This window comes from Angustibacter speluncae (assembly GCF_054777815.1).
The window spans coordinates 1-20,042 of sequence record NZ_BAAHAF010000200.1 but is presented as its reverse complement, the minus strand read 5'-3'; the positions used below and the strand labels follow the sequence as shown (position 1 = coordinate 20,042).

Below are 20,042 nucleotides of genomic sequence, written 5' to 3'. Positions count from 1 at the left end.
CAGCAGGCGGTCGCCGACCTCGCCCCGCACGCGACGGTGCCGCAGCTGCAGCGCCTGCTCGGCCGGTACGCGTTCGACGTGCCGGACGACCGGCCGCAGACCGAGGAGCCGCGGCCCACCCGCACCGAGCGGGCCGACCGCCCGGCGGGTCTGCGGATGCGCTACGACGACGGCCGCTTCCTGCTGTCCTTCGACGCGCCGGCCGACCAGGGAGCCCTCGTCGAGCAGGCGCTGCGCGAGGCCAGGGACGCCCGGTTCACCGCCGGCGACGCCGAGGCCTCCTACGCCGACGCCCTCGTCGAGATCGCCTCCCGCTCGCTGGCCTCGGTGGCGTCGACGTCGCGGCGGGCGCACTACCGGGTGCACGTGCACGTCGACGCGAGCTCGCCCGCGGGCTGGCTGAACGGCGCCGGGGCGATCACCCCCGCGATGGCGTCGCGGCTCGGCTGCGACGCCGTCGCGACGCTCGTGCGCGAGGTCGACGGCCTGCCCGTGTCGGTCGGCCGCGAGCAGCGCATCGTCCCCGAGCGCACCCGCCGCCTGGTCGAGGACCGCGACCGCGGGTGCCGGGTGCCCGGCTGCCCCGTCGGCGGCACCGGCCACCTCGAGGTGCACCACCTGGTGCCGTGGTCGCGGGGCGGCCGCACCGACCTCGGCACGAACGTCGCCCTCTGCCCGCACCACCACCGCGACGTCCACGCCGGCCGGCTGCAGCTGTCGGGCGACCCGTCACTCGCGCCGGGGGCCGCCGGCGCGCTGCGGGTGACGAACCACGCGGGCATCGAGCCCGGCGGTGCGGTCCGTGCCGGCGTCCCGCGTCGGCGTCCGTGCGAGCGCGTCGACGCCGCTGACGGAGGACGGGTGGTCGCCCCCGACCGGCGAACCGGTCGACAGCCGGTGGGTGCTGCTGCCCCCCGACGACGAGCTCGCCCGACGACGGCGCCCGCCGCCCGCCGGGTAGGCGCCGCGCGCGCCAGCGGCTACCGCGGTCCGACGAGCCGCCAGAGGTCGTCCGCGACGTCGTACGCGAGCGCGTCCGGGGCCGCCTCGGCACCCGGCGCGCCGTCGCGCACCGCCTCGGCCGTCCGCACGACCGCACCCAGCGCCGCGCGGGCGAGCAACGAGCCGGTGCTGACGAGCCGGACGCCCAGGTCGCGCAGCGCGGGCAGCGGCAGCTGCGCCAGCACGTTCACCGGCAGCGGCACGGCGGCCACCACCTCGGCGAGCGCGCGCTCGTCGGTCAGGCCGGGCACGAACACGCCGTCGGCGCCGGCGTCGGCGTAGGCGCGCAGCCGGTCGAGGGTGCTGCTGCGGTCCGCGGCGCCGAGCCGGTCGCCCAGCCAGTGCGTGTCGGTGCGCGCGTTCACGAACAGCCCGGGCGCCCCGGACTTGAGCGCCCGCACGACCGCGACCTGCTCGGCGGGGTCGGCCAGCGCGGCGCCGCGCCCGTCCTCGACGTTGACGCCGGCGACCCCGGCCTCCCAGAGCCGGGCACCGAGCTCGTGCGGGTCGCCGTGCACGAGGCCGGACTCGAGGTCGACGGTGACCGGCACGGGCAGCGCGGCCAGCCGCCGCGCCAGGTCGAGCGTCGCGTCCGCGGCGTGCCCGCCGGCGTCGGGCACCCCCAGCGCAGCCGCCACCCCGAGGCTCGTGGTGCCGACGGCCGCGAAGCCCGCCCGCACGAGCGCCGCGGCCGACGCCACGTCCCAGGCGTTCGGCAGCACCAGCGGCTCCGGCCCGTGGTGCAGCCGCGCGAAGGCGGTGGCGCCGGCCACCAGGGCGTCCGCGTGGGCCTGTCCGGGGCAGGCGTGCCGCCCCGCGCCGAACGGCAGGTCGTCGAGCGGCACCTCGAGCAGCTCCCCGGCGGGGCCGATGCGACGGGTGGCGGGTACGGGCGGCCGGCGTCCCGCCAGCGCGGCGTCGACGGCGGCCGAGGCCTGCACGACCGCGCAGATCACCGCGGCCGTCGGCTCGTCGTACCGCCCGCCCCCACCCGCCTCGAGCCGGTCGACCGTGCCGTCGGCTGCCGGGTCCTGCACCACGTGCGGCTGGTACGACGCGGCGACCGTCCGCACGTCGCGCGCCGACTCGCGCGGCAGGCCGAGCGCGGCCGCGAGCGTGGCGGTCGGGTCGCCCGCCCGCCGCAGCGTCGTCGGCACCCGCTGCGCGAGCACGGCGTCGACGAGTGCGCGGCGGCGCGCGTGGGCGGGTCCCTCGCTGAACCGGACGACGTGCGCGCGCAGCCACGCCAGGCTCCTCGCGCCGACGGCTGGCGCCGCGACCACCGACACCACCCAGGCCGGGTCCTCGAGCACGGCAGCAGCCTCGGACGGGCGGGCACGGCGGACGTCGTCGCTCATGGCGTCCAGGCTGCCCGGCCGACGGTTCGGCGGGTGCCGACACGTCGGCGGGGCACGATGGACCGGTGGGAGCGCAGACCGGGGTCGCCGCCGACGTCGCCGCGCTCGCGGCCCTGGTGGCCGACCCCACCCGGGCGGCGCTCTGCCTCGCGCTGCTCGACGGCCGCGCGTGGACGGCGGGCGAGCTCGCCGGGGCGGCGGGCATCGCGCCGTCGACCGCCAGCGCCCACCTCGACCGGCTGGTCGCGGGCGGGCTGCTGGTGCAGGAGCGGCAGGGCCGGCACCGCTACCTGCGCCTCGCCGGCCCGGGGCAGGCCGCGCTGCTCGAGACGCTGCTCGCCCACGTCGGCCCGCCGCCGCCCGAGAGCGGCAGCCTGCGCCGGGTGCGCGCGTCGGCGGCGCTGGCCCGCGGCCGCACCTGCTACGACCACCTCGCCGGCCGCCTCGGCGTCGCGCTCACCGACGCGATGGTCGCTCGCGGCCTGCTCACCCACGGGGTCGACCTGACGCCCGCCGGGGCGGACTGGTTCGACGACCTCGAGGCCGGCGAGGTCGCGCGCCTGCAGGCAGGCCGCCGCCCGGCCGCGCGGTCGTGCCTGGACTGGACCGAGCGCCGTCCGCACCTCGGCGGCGCAGCGGGCGCCGCGCTGCTCGGCCTCGCCACCGGCGCGGGGTGGGTGCGGCGCGAGCGCGGCAGCCGCGCCGTCCGCCTCACCCCCGTCGGCGCGGACGCGGTCGTCCAGCGCCTCGGCCCGCTCGCCCTCGAGTGAGCGACCTCGACCGAGCACCCACCGGCGCCGTCTGGTCGGATGGACCCGTGCGACCCTCCCAGCCGCTCCCCCTGCGCACCCAGCTGCTCACCCGCGCCCTGCAGCTGACCGGCCGGTTCGACGTCGGCCGGATGGACGCCGACCGCATCCGCCGCACCCGCGAGCGCGACCTGCCGCCGGTGCTGCTGCCGCTCAGCCTGGGCCGCCGGGCGCGCGGGGTGGCCGTCCGTGACCAGGTGCTGGCCGGCGTCCCCGTCCGCGTGTACCGCGGGCACCGCGCGTCGGGCGCCGCACCGCTGGTGCTGAACGCCCACGGCGGCGGCTGGGTGCTCGGCAACCTGCAGCAGAACGACTGGGCCTGCAGCACCCTCGCCGCCCGGCTCGACGCGGTCGTGGTGTCGGTCGACTACCGGCTGGCGCCCGAGCACCCGGCCCCGGCCGCGGTCGACGACTGCTGGGCGGTGCTCGCCCACCTGCTGCGCGAGCCGGCGGTCGTCGGCGTCGACGCGTCCCGGGTGGCGGTGACCGGCGACAGCGCGGGCGGCAACGTCGCGGCGCTGCTCGCGATCCGGCACCGCGACGCCCTGCGCGCGGGCGGCCCCGACGCGCCGCCCGCCCCGCTGCGCCAGCAGGTGCTCGTCTACCCCGCGGTCGACCTGACGCTGTCGTCGCCGTCGATCGCCGCGCGCCCGCACGCCCCGGTGCTGCCGCGGCGCAGCATCGACGCCTTCCTCGCGCACTACCTCGGCGGCAGCGACCTGGCGCCCGACGACCCCGCGGTCAGCCCGCTGCACGCCGACCTCGAGGGCGTCGCGCCGGCGCTCGTGCTCACCGCCGACAACGACCCGCTCGAGGACGACGGCGAGCGCTACGCCGACGCGCTGCGCGCCGCCGGGGTGGCCGTCCGGTACACGCGCTACGAGGGCGTCCCGCACGGGTTCTTCTCGCTCCCGGGCTTCGCGCCCGCCGCGCACCAGGCGCTCGCCGAGGTCGTCCAGGAGCTCGCGGTCGCGCTGCGCTGAGGGATTCAGCGCAGGGCGCGGTACACGGCCCGGACGCCGACGGCGTGCTCGAGCTCGGTGGTGATCTGGGTGAAGAACTGCCGCCGGTAGGTCTCGTCGGTGATCGCGTAGACGGTGAAGTACAGGCCCGAGAACGCCGCCAGGAAGATCGAGACCTGACCGAGCTGGGTGCTGAGCGAGCCGCCGGTCGGGGGGTGCCCGATCCACGACTCGACGATCTCGGGCCGGATCGCCACCGTCCCGAACAGGACGAAGAACGCGAACACGGCCAGCGCGAGCAGCAGCACCTGGGTGGCCTGCACCACGAGCAGCACGAGCATGAGGTTCACCCGCTGCAGCCGTCCGAGCGGCACCCGCAGCTCCGCCCGCTGCTCGGGCGTGAGGTCGTCGAGCAGCCGACCGGTCGCCTCCTCGACCGGGGTGCCCGCCACCGCCCGGCGCAGCGCGACGCCGTCCTGCTCGTCGTCGACCTCGCCGAGCACCCGGTCGACCTCCTCGGGCAGCCGGGCCACGAGGAACAGCACGGCGAGCGCGGCGAACAGCAGCACGGTCAGCCACAGCACGCCCACCGGCAGCGAGGAGGCGACCTGCCACACCTCGGTGTTGATGAACATGACGACGTTGAAGAACAGCAGCAGCGGCAGCGCGCGGGTCACGAGCGGGACCAGCAGGCCGAGCGCGGAGCGGGTGCGCCTCAGCGCCCAGGTGAGCACCGGCCCGAACCGCAGCCGCCACAGCGACCAGCCGAACAGCACGAGCCCGATCACCGTCGCCGACACGGCGGCGCCGCTGGACGCCTGACCGGACAGCCAGCCCGACCCGACGCCGAACGCCACCGCCACCAGCGCCGCCCCGAGGACGATCTGGGTCAGCCGGCCGCGGACGAGCAGCGACTCGACCCGCTCGTGCTCGGCGTCGACGAACCAGGGCAGGCCCTTGGCCAGGAACCAGGTCTCGGCGGCCGCGCGCACCGCCGCCGGGTCGTGCGGGTCGGGCGGCGTCAGGTGCTTCACGCGCGCCTCACGGCCGGGACGTCACGGCGCGACCACCGACAGCACCTCGCGGCAGCGGGCGACGTCCTGGTGCATCTGGGCGACCAGCGGCTCGACCCCTGTGTACGCGATGGTGTCGCGCAGCCGCTCGACCAGCTCGACGGCGACGGTCTCGCCGTACAGGTCGAGGTCGGTGCGGTCGAGCACGTGGGCCTCGACCCGGCGCACGGTGCCGTCGAAGGTCGGGTTGGTGCCGATCGAGACCGCCGCGGGGAGCACCCGGTCGGGCTCCTCGGCGTCCAGGTCGAGCCGCACGAGCCAGCCGGCGTAGACGCCGTCGGCGGGCACCATGCCCGTCGCCGCCTGCGCCAGGTTCGCGGTCGGGAACCCGAGCTCGCGGCCGCGGTGGTCGCCGTGCACCACCTCGCCCACCACCCGGTGCGGACGGCCGAGCACGTCGGCGGCGGACGCGACGTCGCCCGCGGTGAGCAGCTCGCGCACCCAGGACGAGGACCAGCGGCGTCCCTCGGACGGCGCGCCGTGCACCGGGCCGGTGACGTCGTCGAGGACGACCACGTCGAAGCCCAGCTCGGCGCCGAGCCCCTGCATCGTCGCCAGGTCGCCGGAGTTCCGGACGCCGAACCGGATGTCGTGCCCGACGGCGACGGCGACGGTGCCGAGCAGGTCGACGAGCACCTGCTGCACGAACTCGCGCGGCGTCATCGACGCGAGCTCGCGGGTGAACGGCATGACGAACGCGGCGTCGATGCCGGTGGCCGCCAGCAGGTCGAGCTTGGTCGCGGTGCCGGTGAGCAGCTCGGGGGCGCGCTCGGGGTGCAGCAGCTGCAGCGGGTGCGGGTCGAAGGTGATGGCGACCGCGCGCGCGTCGCGGGCGCGGGCCTCCTCGATCAGGCGGACGAGGACGCTGCGGTGCCCGCGGTGCACGCCGTCGAAGTTGCCGATCGCCACGACCGAGGGGCCGTGGCCGGGCGGCACGTCGTCCGCGCTGGTCCACCGGTCCACGGCGCACACCCTACGGTCCGGCCGCGGGGTGGTCTGCGTCAGGCCGGGCGTCAGGCCGGTCTGCGTCAGGCCGGTCTGCGTCAGGCCGGTCTGCGTCAGGCCGGTCCCCGCACCACGGGGACGCCGTCCTCCACGACGAGCTCGCTGATCCACATCGTCCGCCCCGGGAAGGTCGACCCGATCGAGTCCGGCGCCCAGGCGTGGTAGACGAACCACGCCTTCCCGTCGGCCTCGACGACGCTGTTGTGGCCGGGGCCGGCTGCCTCGCCGGCCGAGGTGAGGATCGGGTTCTCCTCGCCCTTGGTGCACGGACCCAGCGGGGTCTCGCAGCGCGCGTAGCCGACGGCGTAGTCGGCCGAGCCGTAGTCGTTGGCGGAGAAGAACAGGAACAGCTGCCCCTCGCCGGTCGCGGGGTCGGTGTGCCGCCACAGGAACGGCGCCTCGACCAGGTCGCCCTCCCAGGGGGCGTCCTGCTGCAGCAGCTGCACCGGCTCGCCCACCAGCGACAGCCCGTCGGGGGCGAGCGGCTGGGCGTAGAGCCAGGTGTCGCGCCCGACCGCGTTGCCGTCGTTCTTCCAGAGCAGGTACAGGCTGCCGTCCTCGTCGCGGAACGGGCTGGCGTCGATCGAGCCGCCCTCGTCCGCCTGGCACACCAGCGGCACCGTGCTGTCGTCGACGAAGGGCCCGGCGGGGTCGGTCGCGACCGCGCGGCCGATGCACTGCCGCCCGCTCTCGCGTCCGGCCGCGGTGTAGTAGGCGACGTACCGCCCGTCGTCGGTGACGAGCACCTCGGGCGCCCACGTCCTGCCGGTGGTCGCCCACGCCCCGAGGGTCGGCAGACCGTCGCCGACCCGCTCCCACGAGCGCAGGTCGGACGAGCGCAGCACCGGCAGGTTCGAGCCCTCGCCGTTGGTGGCGTACGCCCAGAACGTGCCGTCGACCGCGATCACGTGCGGGTCGGGGAAGTTCTCGTCGAACACCCGGTCGCGGTCGCCCGCCTGCTCCTGCTCCACCTGCGCACCCTCCTGGTCGGTCGCGCTCGTCGCGTCCTCCACCGCGCCCGCGTCGTCCGCGGCGCAGCCCGTCAGGGCGAGGGCGGCCGCGGCCAGGCAGGCCGCCGCCACCCTCGCCCCCGACCTCACCGGTGCACCCGCAGGTAGTCGAACCGGGCCGTCGCCTGCGGCGAGTCGCCGCCCTGCGCCACCAGACCGATCCGCGGCTCGCTGCCCGCGGGCAGCGTCCAGGTGCCGCCCCAGGTCCAGTGCTCGCCGTCGCGGCTCGTCGCGGCGCGCAGCTCGTGCTCGCCGTTCCCCGGGTCGACGGTGTGCGCGAGCCGCAGCCACGTGGTGTCGGCCGGCGTCCCGACGAGCATCCCGCCGAACCGCGTGCCGCCGTCGTAGCGCAGCTCCTTGGCGAACTCGGTCTGGCGGGTGTTCCAGATCGCCACGTGCGACAGCCGCAGGAACTCGTCGTCGTCGACGTAGGCCACCAGACCGCCCTGCTGGAAGTTGCGCACGGTCTCGGTCCCGAGGTCGATGGTCAGCTTCGTCTCGACCACGTAGTCGCCCTGCGGCGCGTCGCGCAGCAGCACGGCCGCGTCGTTCACGTCGCCGACCAGGTCGGCGGCCTGCGTCGGCCAGACCAGCTCGCCGCCCTCGACCCGCGCGTCGGGGTCCTGGCGCACCCAGGTCGTCCCCGGTGCCAGGCCGCCGTCGAACTCGTCCGAGTACGCCGGGTCGACCTCGCCGACCTCGGGTACCGGCGCGAGCTCGGTGACCGGCGTGAAGAGCCCCGCCGCCAGGACGTTGTCGACGTCGACGGGGCCGTCGTCCGCAAGGACGCCGACGACGCCGGTGGCGCGCCGGTCGGGCGCCAGCTCGGTCTCGAGCACCGCGTAGGGGTCGCCGAGCCCGGCGTCGGTGACGTCGACGACGAGCCGGTCGCCGCGCAGCTCGGCCGCGAGCGTGTGCCAGCTGGTCGGGTCGAACGACGCCGGCAGCGGCTCGCTCACGCTCGTCGAGCGGCCGCCGCGGGTGGTCGTGACCACCAGGGCCGACGCGGACGCGTCGACGGCGGCGACGACGTGGTCGCGCGCGCCGGACCAGCGCACGACGAGCCCCGCGGTGCCGGTGCCGCCGGCCGCGCCGAGCACGGCCTCCGGCGAGCGGACGTCGGCCTCGACGCGACGGTCCGCGGGCACCTCGTCCTTCGCCAGCAGCAGGCCGGGCGTCGGGCCGGACACCGTGCGGTGCACGTAGGTGCCGGCGTCGGGCTCGGTGCGGGTCGTCCAGCCGCCGCCGACCCGGCGCCAGTCGCGCGCCGCGATGCCGGCGTCGAAGGCGTCGTCGACCGGACCGGTGGTCACCGGTGCCGCGACCGGCTGGTCGGACGCCCAGGCGCCCGCGTTCACCGTCGGCCAGCCGTCGACCCAGTCGAGACGGTCGAGCAGCATCGGCCGCTCGTTGATGCCGTCGGTGCCGTTCAGGTACGGGTCGTCGCGGTCGATCGCGTGGTACGCCATCCAGTCCTGGCCGGACGCGTCGGTGAGCACCGCGTGGTGCCCGGGCCCGATCCAGGTGTTGCCGTTGGGGCTGACCACCGTCGTGCCGCCGACCCGCGAGTCGAGCAGCGACAGCCCGTCCCGGTCGAGGAACGGCCCGGTCGGGCTGTCCGACCTCCCGACGAAGACGCTGTAGCCGGTGGCCGGGCCGGCGCAGCAGTTCGCCGACGACGCCATCAGGTAGTACGCGCCGTCGCGCTCGACGACGTACGCGCCCTCGTACCGGTTGTCGATGGTGACGCGGGTGGGCTCCCCCACCGCGCGCAGGCCGTCGTCGGTCAGCTCGGTGACGAAGATGCCGCCGTAGTAGCCGCCGTAGTACAGGTACCGGGTGCCGTCGAGGGCGGTGAGCATCGTCGGGTCGATCGTCCCGAGGTAGTCGCCGTTGCCGGACGGACGGGGCGCGACCACCGGAGCGCCCGAGTCGGTCCACGGCCCGGTCGGTGCCGGCGCCGTGGCGACGCCGATCGCGACGTCGAAGTCCTGGTCGGACACCAGCGTGTTCGTCGCCGTGTAGTAGAGGACGTACCGGCCGTCGACGTAGCGGATGTCGGGCGCCCAGAAGAAGCTGTCGTCGTCGGCCCAGGCCGGCTCGGCGGCCTCGTCGAAGACGTTGCCGAGGTACTCCCAGTCGACGAGGTCCTGCGAGCGCGCCACGTGCATCGGCTCGATCTCGGTGTCGCCCTCGCGCAGCGGGTCGCTGGTGGCGTAGGCGTACCACCAGCCGTCCTTGCCTCGGATCACCGCGGGATCGGCCCAGGTGTCGGCGATCTCGCGCGTGACCGGGTTGGTCAGCGTGGCGGCGGAGGTGTCGGGCGCGGCACCGGCGGTGCTGGGCAGCAGGCCCAGGGCCAGCAGCGCCACCGCGCCGGGGACGACGGGACGGAGCAGGTTCCTCATGCGGGTCAACCCTTCAGGCCGCTCTGCGCGACACCCTCGATCACCCAGCGCTGGGTGAAGAAGAACAGGATCAGGACGGGGACGCTGGCCAGCACGGCGCCGGCCATGATGACGGGGTAGTTCGTGGTGTACGCGCCCTGCAGGATGCTCAGACCCGGTGGCAGCGTCAGGTTCTCGGCGCTGAACAGCACGTAGACGGGCCACAGGAAGTCGTTCCAGTTGGCCAGGAACGACAGCACGGCCAGCGTGGCGAACGCCGGCTTGCTGAGCGGCACGATGATGCGCCGGAAGATCTGCCAGTAGTTCGCCCCGTCGATGAGCGCGGCCTCCTCGAGCTCGACCGGCAGCGCGCTGAAGAACTGCCGGAAGAAGAAGACCCCGAACGCCCCTGCCGCCCCGGGGACGATGAGCGCCCACAGGGTGTCGAGCCAGCCGAGCCGGTCGACGATGAGGAAGTTCGGGATCAGGAAGACGAACCCGGGGATGAACAGCGTCAGGATGATCAGCCAGAAGATGACCTTCTTGCCGGGGAACTCCATCCGGGCCAGCGCGTAGCCCGCCAGCGAGGTCACCACCAGCACCAGCAGCATGTGGGCCGTGGCGGCCACCATGCTGTTGAGGAACCAGCGCAGCACCGGGGTGGCGTCGGAGTTGGCCGAGATGATCTCGGTGTACCCGTCGAGCGAGGGCTCGCGCGGGATCCACGACAGCGGCAGGCTCGTCGCGTCGGAGTTCGTCCGCAGCGAGGTCGTCACCATCCACAGCAGCGGGCCCACGATCACCAACGCGAGCCCGATCATCGCCACCAGCACCAGGGTGCGGGAGACGCGGGAGGATCTCGTCGTCGTCGTCATGGCTCAGTCCCTTGGCCGCAGGAGGCGGAAGTTCAGGACGGCGATCACGGCCAGCACGGCGGCCAGCACGTAGCTCATCGCCGCGGCGTTGCCCATCCGGAAACCGGCGAGGCCCTCGTTCGCGATGTACATGATCGCCGTGCGGGTCTCGTTGCCCGGCGCGCCCTGGGTCACCAGGAACGACTGCCCGAACATGTTGGCCGACGCCAGGATCGTGATGGTGACGACGAACAGCATCACCGGACGCAGCGACGGCAGGGTGACGAAGCGGAACTCCTGCCAGCGGGTGGCGCCGTCGATGCGCGCCGCCTCGTAGAGCTGGCGTGGCACGTCCTGCAGCCCGGCGAGGTAGATGATCGCGTTGAAGCCCATCGTCCACCAGACCGTGAGCACCACCAGCGACACCCACGCCCACGGCATCGACGTCAGCCAGGCCGTGTCGTCGGGCAGCCCGACCACGCCGAGGGCGTAGTTGACGAAGCCGATGTTGCGGTCGAGCAGGAACCGCCACAGCACGCCGACGACCGCGATGCCCAGGACGAACGGCGCGAGGTAGATGGCGCGGAACACGTTGCGGCCGCGGAAGTCCCGGTTCAGCAGCAGCGCGACGACCAGCGGCACGACGACGAGCAGCGGCACGCTCGCCAGCGTGAACACCGCGGTCGCCCGCATGCTCTGCCAGAAGTCGCCGTAGACGACCGACTCCGGGTCGAGCAGGTCGGTGTAGTTCTCCAGCCCGACGAACGGCTGGTTCGGGAGCATGTAGTCCCACTCGTGCAGGCTGATCCAGAGCCCGTACAGGGCCGGACCGAGCACGAACGTGACGAACAGGATCCCGAAGGGCGCGAGGAACAGGTACGGCGTCAGCGGCCCGGGAGCCTTGGGCGAGCGCGGACGTGGTGCCACGAGGCTCAGCCCCCGTACTTCTTGCGGTTCTCCTCGAGGATCTTCGCCGCCTGCGACGCGGCGTCGTCGAGGGCGGCCTTCGGCTCGGACCTGCCGAGCACGGCGAGGTTCACGGCCTCGTTCATCGGCGCCAGGGCGTCGCCGACACCGGCGACCGGCGGCGGGAACCGGAGCGCGTCGACCTGCTGCGCGAGCGTGGACTGCACCTCGAGCGCGGCGAAGTCGGCACCCTCGCGGATCTCCTTGCGCGCCGGCACCTGGCCGCCGCCCGCCCACTCCAGCGACTGCTGGCTGATCTCGTTGATGAAGACCTTCGCGGCCTCGAGCTTGTTCTCGTCGGGCCGACGCTGCTTCATGATGACGAACTGGTGCGAGCCCGCCCAGGCGCCCGGCTGGTCGCCGATCTGCGGCAGCGGCGCCGCGCCCCACTCCAGGCCGGACACCTCGGCGTACTGGTTCATCGCCCAGATGCCGTTCCAGCAGAACGCCGCCTGCCCGTTCTGGAACGCGATGCTGTCGGCGTCCTGGCCGACGTCCGAGGGGCTGTACCCCTGGTCGACCAGCGAGCGCAGCCAGGTGAGCGCCTCGACGCCGGCGTCGGAGTTGAACGTCGCCTCGGTGGTGTCCTCGTTGAACAGGTCGCCGCCGAACTGCCACAGCAGCGACTGGAACTGGAACGCGCCGGTGAACTGGAACGGCGTGGCCCAGTGGCCCTGGATGCCGGCCTTCTTCAGCTCGGCGAGCGCGGCCATGTAGTCGTCCATCGTCTGCGGCGGGTTCTCGGGGTCGAGCCCGGCCTGCTCGAGGACGGTCTTGTTGTAGAACATGCCGAGCGGGTGGACGTCGAGCGGGATGCCGTAGCGCGCGCCGTCGTAGATGCCGGCGTTCCAGACCTCCGCCGCGAAGTCCTCCTCCTTGAAGCCGAGCGCCTCGGCGACGTCGTCGAGCGGCTGGATGACGCCGCGGGCGGCGTTGGTGGCCAGGGAGTCGACGTGCATGATGCCGACGTCCGGGCCGTTGCCGGTCGTGACCGCCGACGGGACCTTCTGGTAGTAGTCGGCCCACTCCATCGTCGTCATCTTCACGTCGATGTTCGCCTGGTCCGCGCTGAAGGTGTCGGCCATGTCGCGCATGATCGGGCCGTCGCCGCCGGTGAAGCCGTTCCAGAACGCCAGCTCGACGGCGGGGCCGTCGTAGCCGCCCGCGCCGCCGTCGCCGGTGGCGCGGGAGGCCGCACCGCCGCCGCCCCCGCCGCAGGCGGCGAGCCCGAGGCCGAGACCGAGGGCCCCGCCGAGACCGAGGAAGCCGCGCCGCGACAGGGCGTCGGGGGTCCAGAGGGTGGTGCTGCCGAGGGGGCGCCGGGTGTCGGCCATGTCACTCATCTCCGTCGATGTCGTGCGGTGGGTGTCGGGGGTGGTGGTGGGGTCTCGGGGTGGTAGTGGGGTCGCGGGGTGGAGGCGGTCAGTCGGGGTCGCCGGCGCGCGCACCGGGGACGGCGAGGCGCAGCATCGACCAGGACGCCGGCGCCAGCTCGAGGGCCAGGACCCCGTCGCGCACGCCGGTGCCGCCGACGACGACCGGTGCGACCGCGTCGGGGTGGTCGGGGGTGTTGGTGGTGGTGCCGTCACCGGCGAGCTGCACGTGCTCGAGCACCTGGGTGCCCGCGCCGAACGCCGTGAGGTCGACGTCGACCGGCAGCACGCCGTCCTGCCCGCGGTGCACGAGCAGCAGGCACGCCTCGCCCGCCTCGGGGTCGTGGGTGGCCGTCACCTGCAGCGCGTCGACCTGGTCGTAGCGGTCGGTGGCGAGCCGGGGCGCGCTGACCTCGGTGCGCAGCGAGTGACCGCGGGCGTGCCGCGCGGTCAGCGCGAACGGGTGGAACGCGCTCTGCCGCCACGCCGGACCCCCCGGCAGCGTGCGGATCGGGGCGATCACGTTCACCAGCTGCGCCTGGCAGGCGATCGCCACGCGGTCGCTGTGCTCGAGCAGCGACATCATCAGGCTGCCGACCACGACGGCGTCGACGGCCGTGTAGTCGTCCTCGATCAGGTGCGGGGCGAACGTCCAGTCGAGGTTGGTCTGGCCGACGAAGCGCGACTGGTACCAGACGTTCCACTCGTCGAACGAGAGCGTGAGCCGCTTCGACGACCCGCGTGCGGCGCCGACCCGGTCGGAGATCGCGGCGACCTCGTCGATGAAGGCGTCCATGTCGACGGCGCTGGCGAGGAAGCTGGCGCGGTCGCCGTCGTGCTCCTCGTAGTAGGCGTGCAGCGAGAGGTGGTCGACCTGGTCGTAGGTGTGCTCCAGGACGGTCCGCTCCCAGCTGCCGAAGGTCGGCATCTGGTGGTTCGAGCTGCCGACCGCGACCAGCTCGATCGTCGGGTCGACCATCCGCATCGCCTTGGCGGTCTCGTGCGCGAGCCGGCCGTACTCCTCGGCGGTCTTGGCGCCCATCTGCCACGGCCCGTCGAGCTCGTTGCCGAGGCACCACAGCCGCACGTCGTGCGGCTCCTTGGCGCCGTGCTCGGCCCGCAGGTCGGACCAGTAGGTGCCGCCCGGGTGGTTCGTGTACTCGAGGACGTCGATCGCCTCGTGCACGCCGCGGGTGCCGAGGTTGACGGCCATCATCGGCTCGGCGCCCACCGAGCGCGCCCACGGCACGAACTCGTCCAGGCCGAGGTCGTTGGGCTCGATCGAGCGCCACGCCAGGTCGAGCCGGGTCGGACGCTGCTCGCGGGGCCCGACGCCGTCCTCCCACTTGTAGCTGGAGACGAAGTTGCCGCCGGGGTAGCGCAGCACGGTGGGGCCGAGCTCGCGGACGAGGTCGGCCACGTCGCCGCGGAAGCCGTCCGCGTCGGCGGTGGGGTGGTCGGGCTCGAAGACGCCGGTGTAGACGCACCGCCCCATGTGCTCGACGAACGAGCCGAACAGCCGGCGGTCGATCCGCGCCCGCACGTCCGCCGGGGACACCCGCACCGTCGCCGAGGTAGCCATGGCGCATTCCTATCGAACGTTTACAACGTTGTAAAGGGTCGGTCGATGACGAACCTCCCCGCCGCCGGGGCGGTAGCGTGCTCGGTCGTGGTGGTCTCGGGGAGCGCGCGGATCGGCCTGAAGCAGGTGGCCGAGCACGCGGGCGTGTCGGTGAAGACGGTCTCGAACGTCGTCCGCGGCACCGTGCGGGTCTCGCCGTCGACCCGCGAGCGGGTCGAGGCCAGCCTGGCCGAGCTCGGCTACCGGCCGAACCTGTCGGCCCGCCAGCTGCGGCAGGGCCGCACCGGCGTGGTCGCGCTCGCCGTCCCCGCGCTGGACGCCCCGTACTTCAGCGCCCTGGCCCGCGCCACGATCGCCGCCGCGGCGACGCACGGCTGGACCGTGCTGATCGACCAGACCGACGGCGTCCGCGAGCGCGAGCTCGAGCTGCTCGACGGCCGCGGCGCGCACCTCGTCGACGGCGTGCTGCTGAGCCCGCTCGCCCTGGGCGCCGACGACCTGCGCGGGCAGCGCCCGTCGGTCCCCGTCGTGCTGCTCGGCGAGCGGGTGCTCGACGGGCCGGTCGACCACGTCGCGATCGACAACGTCGCCGCGGCGCGGGAGGCGACCGCGCACCTGCTCGCGCTCGGACGGCGACGCGTCGCCGCGGTCGGCGCGCAGCGTCGCGAGAGCGCCGGCACGGCGCACCTGCGGCTGCGCGGGTGGCGCGACGCGCACGCGGAAGCCGGTGTGCCCGTGGACGACTCGCTCGTCGTCGAGGTCGAGGAGTTCGGCCGGGCGCACGGCGCGCGCGCCGCCACGGAGCTGCTCGCCCGGCCCGACCGGCCGGACGCGCTGTTCTGCTTCGACGACCTGCTGGCCGTCGGCGCGCTGCGTGGCCTGGCGCTGGCGGGCGTGCGCGTCCCCGACGACGTCGCGATCGTCGGGATCGACGCCATCGAGGACGGCGCGTACAGCGTCCCGTCGCTGACCAGCGTGCGCCCGGACCTCGACGCCCTGGCGCGTGAGGCCCTGGCCCTGCTCGACCGCCGCGTCGGCGGCGACGCCGATGACCCGCAGGAGGTCGTCGTCGGGCACGAGCTGCTCGTGCGCGAGAGCACCGCCGGTCGCTGACCGGCGGTGCTCTCGTGCTGCAGGCTGGTGCGGGTGCTGCTCAGCGAGCGCCGAACGCGGCGAGCGCCAGGTCGGACTGGGCGAACGAGCCCGACCAGATCGCGTCCACGGACGCGATCTCGGCCGAGTTCGGGTAGGCGTTCGTGCACGACGGGCCGGGGCCGCCGCCGCTCATCAGCTCGCTGCACGGGCCGCTGTAGTTGTCGGGCAGGCCCAGCACGTGGCCGGTCTCGTGCGTGGTGACGCGCAGCGAGTCGTAGACGTCGTTCTGCGCGTAGTCGAGGAAGACGTACCCGTTGCCGCGACCGTCGCTGTAGGCGTACGAGCCACGGGAGTCGTTGCCCTCGTAGTACTCCAGCGACGCCGGGCTGCCCTCGACGAGGCGGACGTTGCTGACCGAGGAGTTCCAGATCGAGGCCGACTGGCGGATCTCGGACGCGAACGAGGGCGCCTGCGAGGCGTCGAAGTAGACGGTCGCGGCGTCCTCGGCGGTGGCCTGCGGCCCGGTGCGCAGCTCGCCGCCCTGCGCGGCGAGCGCCTGCTCGAGCTGGGCGCGGAGCCGGTCGTTCTGGGCGTCGTCGGCGGAGCCGGGCACGTAGCCCGAGGCGGCCTGCGGTACGGCGGTGGCGGTCGCGGTGGTGTCCGGGGCCTCGGACGACGGTGCGCTCCCGAGCAGCGCACCGGCGACCAGCGTCCCGGCCGCGAGCGCGCCGGCGATCCTGGTGCGGACGGTCATGGGTCCTCCTGCGAATCGGTGGATGGTCCGCAGGACTGTCTACCGGAAATTCGGACAAATGGGTAGATACCAGCCGGAGCTGGGTTCTGCTGGTCAGCCCGCGGCGTGCAGGACGAGCAGCGGTCGCGCCCGGGTGCCGCGCTCGGTCAGCAGCGCGACCAGCGTGCCGTCGGGGGCGAACGCCGCGACCGGGCCCTCCCCCAGGCCGGCGGCCTCGAGCGGGCGGCCGTGCGACAGCGCCTGCGCCTCCTCCTCGGTGAGCTCGCGCGCCGGGAACGCCGCCCGCGCGGCGTCGGCCGAGGGCAGCAGGGCGAGGTCGGTCTCGAGCTGCTCCAGCGTCCGGCAGCGGTCGAGGCCGTAGGGGCCGACGCGGGTGCGGCGCAACGCGGTCAGGTGCCCGCCGACGCCGAGCGCCGCGCCGAGGTCGCGCGCCAGCGCCCGGACGTACGTGCCGGAGGACACCTCGACCTCGACGTCGACGTCGAGCACCGGGGTGCCGTCGTGGTCGCCGGGGCGCGAGCCCAGCACGTCGAACCGGTGCACGGTCACGGGCCGGGCGGCGAGCTCGACGCCCTCCCCCGCACGCACCCGGGCGTAGGACCGCTTGCCGTCGACCTTGATCGCGCTGACCGAGCTGGGCACCTGGGCGATCGGCCCGGTGAGCGGGACGGCCGCCCTGCGCACGGCGGCCAGGTCGACCCCGGACGCGTCGACGACCGCGGTGGGGTCGCCCTCGGCGTCGTCGGTGACGGTGGTGACGCCGAGCCGGACCGTCGCCGTGTAGGTCTTGTCGGCCCCCACCAGGTAGGTGAGCAGCTTGGTGGCCCGCTCGACGCCGAGCACCAGCACGCCGGTCGCCATCGGGTCGAGCGTCCCCGCGTGCCCCACCCGCCGGGTGGAGGCCAGCCGGCGCACCCGGGCGACGACGTCGTGGCTCGTCCAGCCCTGCGGCTTGTCGACGAGCACCAGCCCGCCGGGCGGCGGGATCACTCGCCCTCGTCGTCGTCCTCGTCGTCCGGGGCGACGTCGTCGAGCTCGGGGTGGCGGTAGGGGTCGGCCTCGCCGGCGTACTGCTTGCCCTGCGCGAGCGCGGCGACCTCGGCGTCCTTGGCCTTGGCGGCCGCGAGCAGGTCGGCGATCGAGGCGGCGTTCTCGGGGACGGCGTCGGCGACGAACTCCAGCGTCGGCGTCAGCCGGGTGCCGACGGCCTTGCCCATCTCCGAGCGCAGCTTGCCCTTCGCCGACTCGAGAGCCGCTGCGGTCGCGGCCTTCTCGGTCTCGTCGCCGTACACGGTGTAGAAGACGGTGGCGTGCTGCAGGTCGCCCGTGACGCGGGTGTCGGTGACGGTGACGAACCCCAGGCGCGGGTCCTTGACCCTGCGCTCGAGCGTCTCCGCCACGACCACCTTGATCCGGTCGGCCAGCTTGCGTGCGCGTGCCGGGTCAGCCATCTGCGTGCCTGCCTCTCACTCGTCCTCGTCGTCCCACACCCGCAGCCGCGCCGCGAGCAGCTCGACCTCGGGGTTGGCGGCGACCACCCGCTCGCACCGCTCCAGCACGGAGCGCACGTGGGGGTGGTCGCCGCCCACCAGCGACACACCGACCTCGGCCCGGCGGTGCAGGTCCTGCGCCCCCGTCTCGGCCGCGCTGACGTCGAAGCGACGCAGCTCGGCGAGCAGGGGGCGCAGGACCGCCCGCTTGTGCTTCAGCGAGTGGACGTCCCCGAGCAGGACGTCCAGCCGCAGCGAGCCGACGATCACCCGCACCTCCCGGTGATCAGGCTCGCGCCTTCTCCTGCATCTCGAAGGTCTCGATCACGTCGTCGACCTTGATGTCGTTGAACGACCCCAGGCCGATACCGCACTCGTAGCCCTCGCGGACCTCGGTCGCGTCGTCCTTGAACCGGCGCAGCGACTCGATCGACAGGTTGTCGCCCACGACCGTGCCGTCGCGCACCAGGCGCGCCCTGGTGTTGCGGCGCACGATGCCCGACCGCACGAGGCAGCCCGCGATGTTGCCGAACTTCGAGGAGCGGTAGACCTCGCGCACCTCGGCGGTGCCGAGCTGCACCTCCTCGTACTCCGGCTTGAGCAGGCCCTTGAGCGCGCTCTCGACCTCCTCGATGGCGTTGTAGATCACCGAGTAGAACCGCAGGTCGACGCCCTCGCGCTCGGCCAGCTCGGCGACCCGCTCGGCGGGACGCACGTTGAAGCCGATCACGATCGCGTTGTCGACCGTGGCCAGGTTGACGTCGTTCTGGGTGATCGCACCCACGCCGCGGTGGATGATCCGCAGCTCGACGTCGCCCGCGACCTCGATCTTCAGCAGCGACTCCTCGAGCGCCTCGACCGAACCGGCCACGTCGCCCTTGAGGATGAGGTTGAGCGTCTCGACCTTGCCCGCGGCCAGGGCCTCGGTGAGGTCCTCCAGGCTGATCCGCTTGCGGCGCTTGGCCAGGACCGCGGCGCGGTCGGCGGCCTCGCGGCGCTCGGCGATCTGCCGGGCGGTGCGGTCGTCCGGGGCGACGATGAACGTGTCGCCCGCGCCGGGCACGGCCTGCAGGCCGAGCACCAGCACCGGACGCGACGGCAGCGCCTCCTCGACGTTCTCGCCGTGCTCGTCGAGCATGGCGCGGACGCGGCCGTGGGCCGCGCCGGCGACGATCGCGTCGCCGACCCGCAGCGTGCCGGACTGCACCAGCACGGTCGCGGTGGCGCCGCGGCCCTTGTCGAGGTGGGCCTCGATGGCCACGCCGCGGGCGTCCTTGTCCGGGTTGGCCCGCAGGTCGAGCGCGGCGTCGGCCGTCAGCAGCACGGCGTCGAGCAGCTGGTCGATGTTCTGGCCCTGCTTCGCCGAGACCGGCACGAACATCGTCTCGCCGCCGTACTCCTCGGCGACGAGGTTGTACTCGGTGAGCTGCTGCTTGATCTTGTCCGGGTTCGCACCCTCGACGTCGATCTTGTTGATGGCCACCACGATCGGCACGTCGGCCGCCTGCATGTGGTTGAGCGCCTCGATCGTCTGGGGCATCACGCCGTCGTCGGCCGCCACCACGAGGATCGCGATGTCGGTGACCTTGGCACCACGGGCGCGCATGGCGGTGAACGCCTCGTGACCCGGGGTGTCGATGAACGTGATGGCCCGCTCGACGCCCTCGTGGTCGGTGCGCACCTGGTACGCGCCGATGTGCTGGGTGATGCCGCCCGCCTCGCCCGACAGCACGTCGGCCTGGCGGATGGCGTCGAGCAGCCGGGTCTTGCCGTGGTCGACGTGACCCACGACCGTGACGACCGGCGGACGCGCCTCGAGCTCGTCGTCGCCCTCGCCCTCGGCCTCGGCCTCGAGGTCGATGTTGAACGAGCCGAACAGCTCGCGCTCCTCGTCCTCGGGCGAGACGACCTGGATGTCGTACCCGAGCTCGGCGCCGAGGAGCTGGAAGGTCTCCTCGTCCAGCGACTGGGTCGCCGTGGCCATCTCACCGAGGTGGATGAGCACGGTGACCAGCGCCGCGGGGTTGGCGTCGATGCGCTCGGCGAAGTCGTTCAGGGACGACCCGCGCCGGATCCGGATGACCGTGCTGCCGTCGCCGTGGGGGACGGTCGAGCCGGCCATCGACGGCGGCGCCTGGGCGTCGAACTCCTGGCGCTTCGCGCGCTTGCTCTTGCGACCACGGACCGGACGGCCGCCGGCGCGCCCGAAGGCGCCCTGCGTGCCGCCGCGACCGCGGCTGCCCTTGCCGAAGCCGCCGCCGGCGGGAGCGCCGCCGGGACGACCGGCACCGCCGCCGAAGCCGCCGCCACCGCCGCCGGGAC

At 74.3% G+C, this 20,042-nt stretch carries 17 protein-coding genes and 1 pseudogene; 4 read left to right on the top strand and 14 right to left on the bottom strand.

Going from position 1 to position 20,042, the window contains the following annotated elements:
- Positions 1-156: 156 nt before the first annotated feature.
- Positions 157-690: pseudogene (locus tag ACYVKY_RS21670) on the top strand (HNH endonuclease signature motif containing protein); the annotation flags it as partial.
- 290 nt (positions 691-980) lie between these two features.
- On the opposite strand, the gene ACYVKY_RS21665 reads toward ACYVKY_RS21670, so the two are convergent.
- A complete protein-coding gene (locus ACYVKY_RS21665) occupies positions 981-2,360 on the bottom strand; it encodes an isocitrate lyase/PEP mutase family protein (RefSeq protein WP_460437061.1) in 1,380 nt (459 codons plus the stop codon).
- Positions 2,361-2,425: 65 nt separating this feature from the next.
- Between ACYVKY_RS21665 and ACYVKY_RS21660 the strand changes: the two genes are divergently transcribed.
- The gene (locus ACYVKY_RS21660) at positions 2,426-3,130 is read left to right on the top strand and encodes an ArsR/SmtB family transcription factor (protein WP_460437060.1); all 705 of its coding nucleotides are present in this window, start codon (positions 2,426-2,428) and stop codon (positions 3,128-3,130) included.
- Positions 3,131-3,177: 47 nt separating this feature from the next.
- On the top strand, positions 3,178-4,152 hold the full coding sequence (locus tag ACYVKY_RS21655) for an alpha/beta hydrolase (protein WP_460437059.1): 975 nt from the start codon (positions 3,178-3,180) through the stop codon (positions 4,150-4,152).
- Positions 4,153-4,157: 5 nt separating this feature from the next.
- Here ACYVKY_RS21655 and ACYVKY_RS21650 read toward each other — a convergent pair whose 3' ends face one another.
- The 8 genes from ACYVKY_RS21650 to arfA all read right to left on the bottom strand — a co-directional run bounded on the left by ACYVKY_RS21650 (position 4,158) and on the right by arfA (position 14,381).
- Positions 4,158-5,165, bottom strand: coding sequence for a hypothetical protein (locus ACYVKY_RS21650; RefSeq protein ID WP_460437058.1), 1,008 nt, complete (start codon positions 5,163-5,165; stop codon positions 4,158-4,160).
- Positions 5,166-5,186: 21 nt separating this feature from the next.
- Entirely contained in the window at positions 5,187-6,167 is a 981-nt protein-coding gene (locus ACYVKY_RS21645) for a bifunctional riboflavin kinase/FMN adenylyltransferase (protein WP_460437057.1), read from the bottom strand.
- Positions 6,168-6,262: 95 nt separating this feature from the next.
- On the bottom strand, positions 6,263-7,309 hold the full coding sequence (locus ACYVKY_RS21640; RefSeq protein ID WP_460437056.1) for a glycoside hydrolase family 43 protein: 1,047 nt from the start codon (positions 7,307-7,309) through the stop codon (positions 6,263-6,265).
- Entirely contained in the window at positions 7,306-9,627 is a 2,322-nt protein-coding gene (locus tag ACYVKY_RS21635) for a family 43 glycosylhydrolase (RefSeq protein ID WP_460437055.1), read from the bottom strand. Before ACYVKY_RS21635 ends, ACYVKY_RS21640 begins: the two co-directional genes overlap by 4 nt.
- A 5-nt stretch (positions 9,628-9,632) precedes the next feature.
- Positions 9,633-10,481, bottom strand: coding sequence for a carbohydrate ABC transporter permease (locus ACYVKY_RS21630; protein WP_460437054.1), 849 nt, complete (start codon positions 10,479-10,481; stop codon positions 9,633-9,635).
- A 3-nt stretch (positions 10,482-10,484) separates the two neighbouring features.
- Positions 10,485-11,387, bottom strand: coding sequence for a carbohydrate ABC transporter permease (locus ACYVKY_RS21625; protein WP_460437053.1), 903 nt, complete (start codon positions 11,385-11,387; stop codon positions 10,485-10,487).
- 5 nt (positions 11,388-11,392) lie between these two features.
- Positions 11,393-12,760, bottom strand: coding sequence for an ABC transporter substrate-binding protein (locus tag ACYVKY_RS21620; RefSeq protein WP_460437052.1), 1,368 nt, complete (start codon positions 12,758-12,760; stop codon positions 11,393-11,395).
- 88 nt (positions 12,761-12,848) lie between these two features.
- A complete protein-coding gene (arfA, locus tag ACYVKY_RS21615) occupies positions 12,849-14,381 on the bottom strand; it encodes an alpha-N-arabinofuranosidase (RefSeq protein WP_460437051.1) in 1,533 nt (510 codons plus the stop codon).
- 45 nt (positions 14,382-14,426) lie between these two features.
- On the opposite strand from arfA, the gene ACYVKY_RS21610 reads away from it, so the two are divergent.
- The gene (locus tag ACYVKY_RS21610) at positions 14,427-15,494 is read left to right on the top strand and encodes a LacI family DNA-binding transcriptional regulator (RefSeq protein ID WP_460437050.1); all 1,068 of its coding nucleotides are present in this window, start codon (positions 14,427-14,429) and stop codon (positions 15,492-15,494) included.
- 40 nt (positions 15,495-15,534) lie between these two features.
- Here the strand turns inward: ACYVKY_RS21610 and ACYVKY_RS21605 are convergent, their stop codons facing one another.
- From ACYVKY_RS21605 to infB, 5 genes are all read right to left on the bottom strand, one after another.
- The gene (locus ACYVKY_RS21605) at positions 15,535-16,230 is read right to left on the bottom strand and encodes a snapalysin family zinc-dependent metalloprotease (RefSeq protein WP_460437049.1); all 696 of its coding nucleotides are present in this window, start codon (positions 16,228-16,230) and stop codon (positions 15,535-15,537) included.
- A 93-nt stretch (positions 16,231-16,323) separates the two neighbouring features.
- Complete coding sequence (gene truB, locus ACYVKY_RS21600) at positions 16,324-17,220, bottom strand: tRNA pseudouridine synthase B (RefSeq protein ID WP_460437048.1); 897 nt, start codon at positions 17,218-17,220, stop codon at positions 16,324-16,326.
- Positions 17,217-17,681 (bottom strand): ribosome-binding factor A, encoded by a 465-nt coding sequence (rbfA, locus tag ACYVKY_RS21595; RefSeq protein ID WP_460437047.1) that lies wholly within the window; start codon positions 17,679-17,681, stop codon positions 17,217-17,219. Before rbfA ends, truB begins: the two co-directional genes overlap by 4 nt.
- Positions 17,682-17,696: 15 nt before the next feature.
- Positions 17,697-17,990 carry a DUF503 domain-containing protein gene (locus tag ACYVKY_RS21590; protein WP_460437076.1) on the bottom strand — a complete coding sequence of 98 codons (294 nt, stop codon included), beginning with the start codon at positions 17,988-17,990 and terminating at the stop codon, positions 17,697-17,699.
- 16 nt (positions 17,991-18,006) lie between these two features.
- Positions 18,007-20,042 (bottom strand): translation initiation factor IF-2 (infB, locus tag ACYVKY_RS21585; RefSeq protein ID WP_460437046.1); only part of this gene is annotated, 2,036 nt, incomplete at its 5' end.

Coding starts and splice junctions, on each gene's coding strand:
- arfA (WP_460437051.1), bottom strand. CDS start 14,381: ATGGCTACCTCGGCGACGGTGCGGGTGTCCCCGGCGGACGTGCGGGCG.
- ACYVKY_RS21630 (WP_460437054.1), bottom strand. CDS start 10,481: ATGACGACGACGACGAGATCCTCCCGCGTCTCCCGCACCCTGGTGCTG.
- ACYVKY_RS21620 (WP_460437052.1), bottom strand. CDS start 12,760: ATGGCCGACACCCGGCGCCCCCTCGGCAGCACCACCCTCTGGACCCCC.
- ACYVKY_RS21605 (WP_460437049.1), bottom strand. CDS start 16,230: ATGACCGTCCGCACCAGGATCGCCGGCGCGCTCGCGGCCGGGACGCTG.
- ACYVKY_RS21665 (WP_460437061.1), bottom strand. CDS start 2,360: ATGAGCGACGACGTCCGCCGTGCCCGCCCGTCCGAGGCTGCTGCCGTG.
- ACYVKY_RS21610 (WP_460437050.1), top strand. CDS start 14,427: ATGACGAACCTCCCCGCCGCCGGGGCGGTAGCGTGCTCGGTCGTGGTG.
- rbfA (WP_460437047.1), bottom strand. CDS start 17,681: ATGGCTGACCCGGCACGCGCACGCAAGCTGGCCGACCGGATCAAGGTG.
- ACYVKY_RS21635 (WP_460437055.1), bottom strand. CDS start 9,627: ATGAGGAACCTGCTCCGTCCCGTCGTCCCCGGCGCGGTGGCGCTGCTG.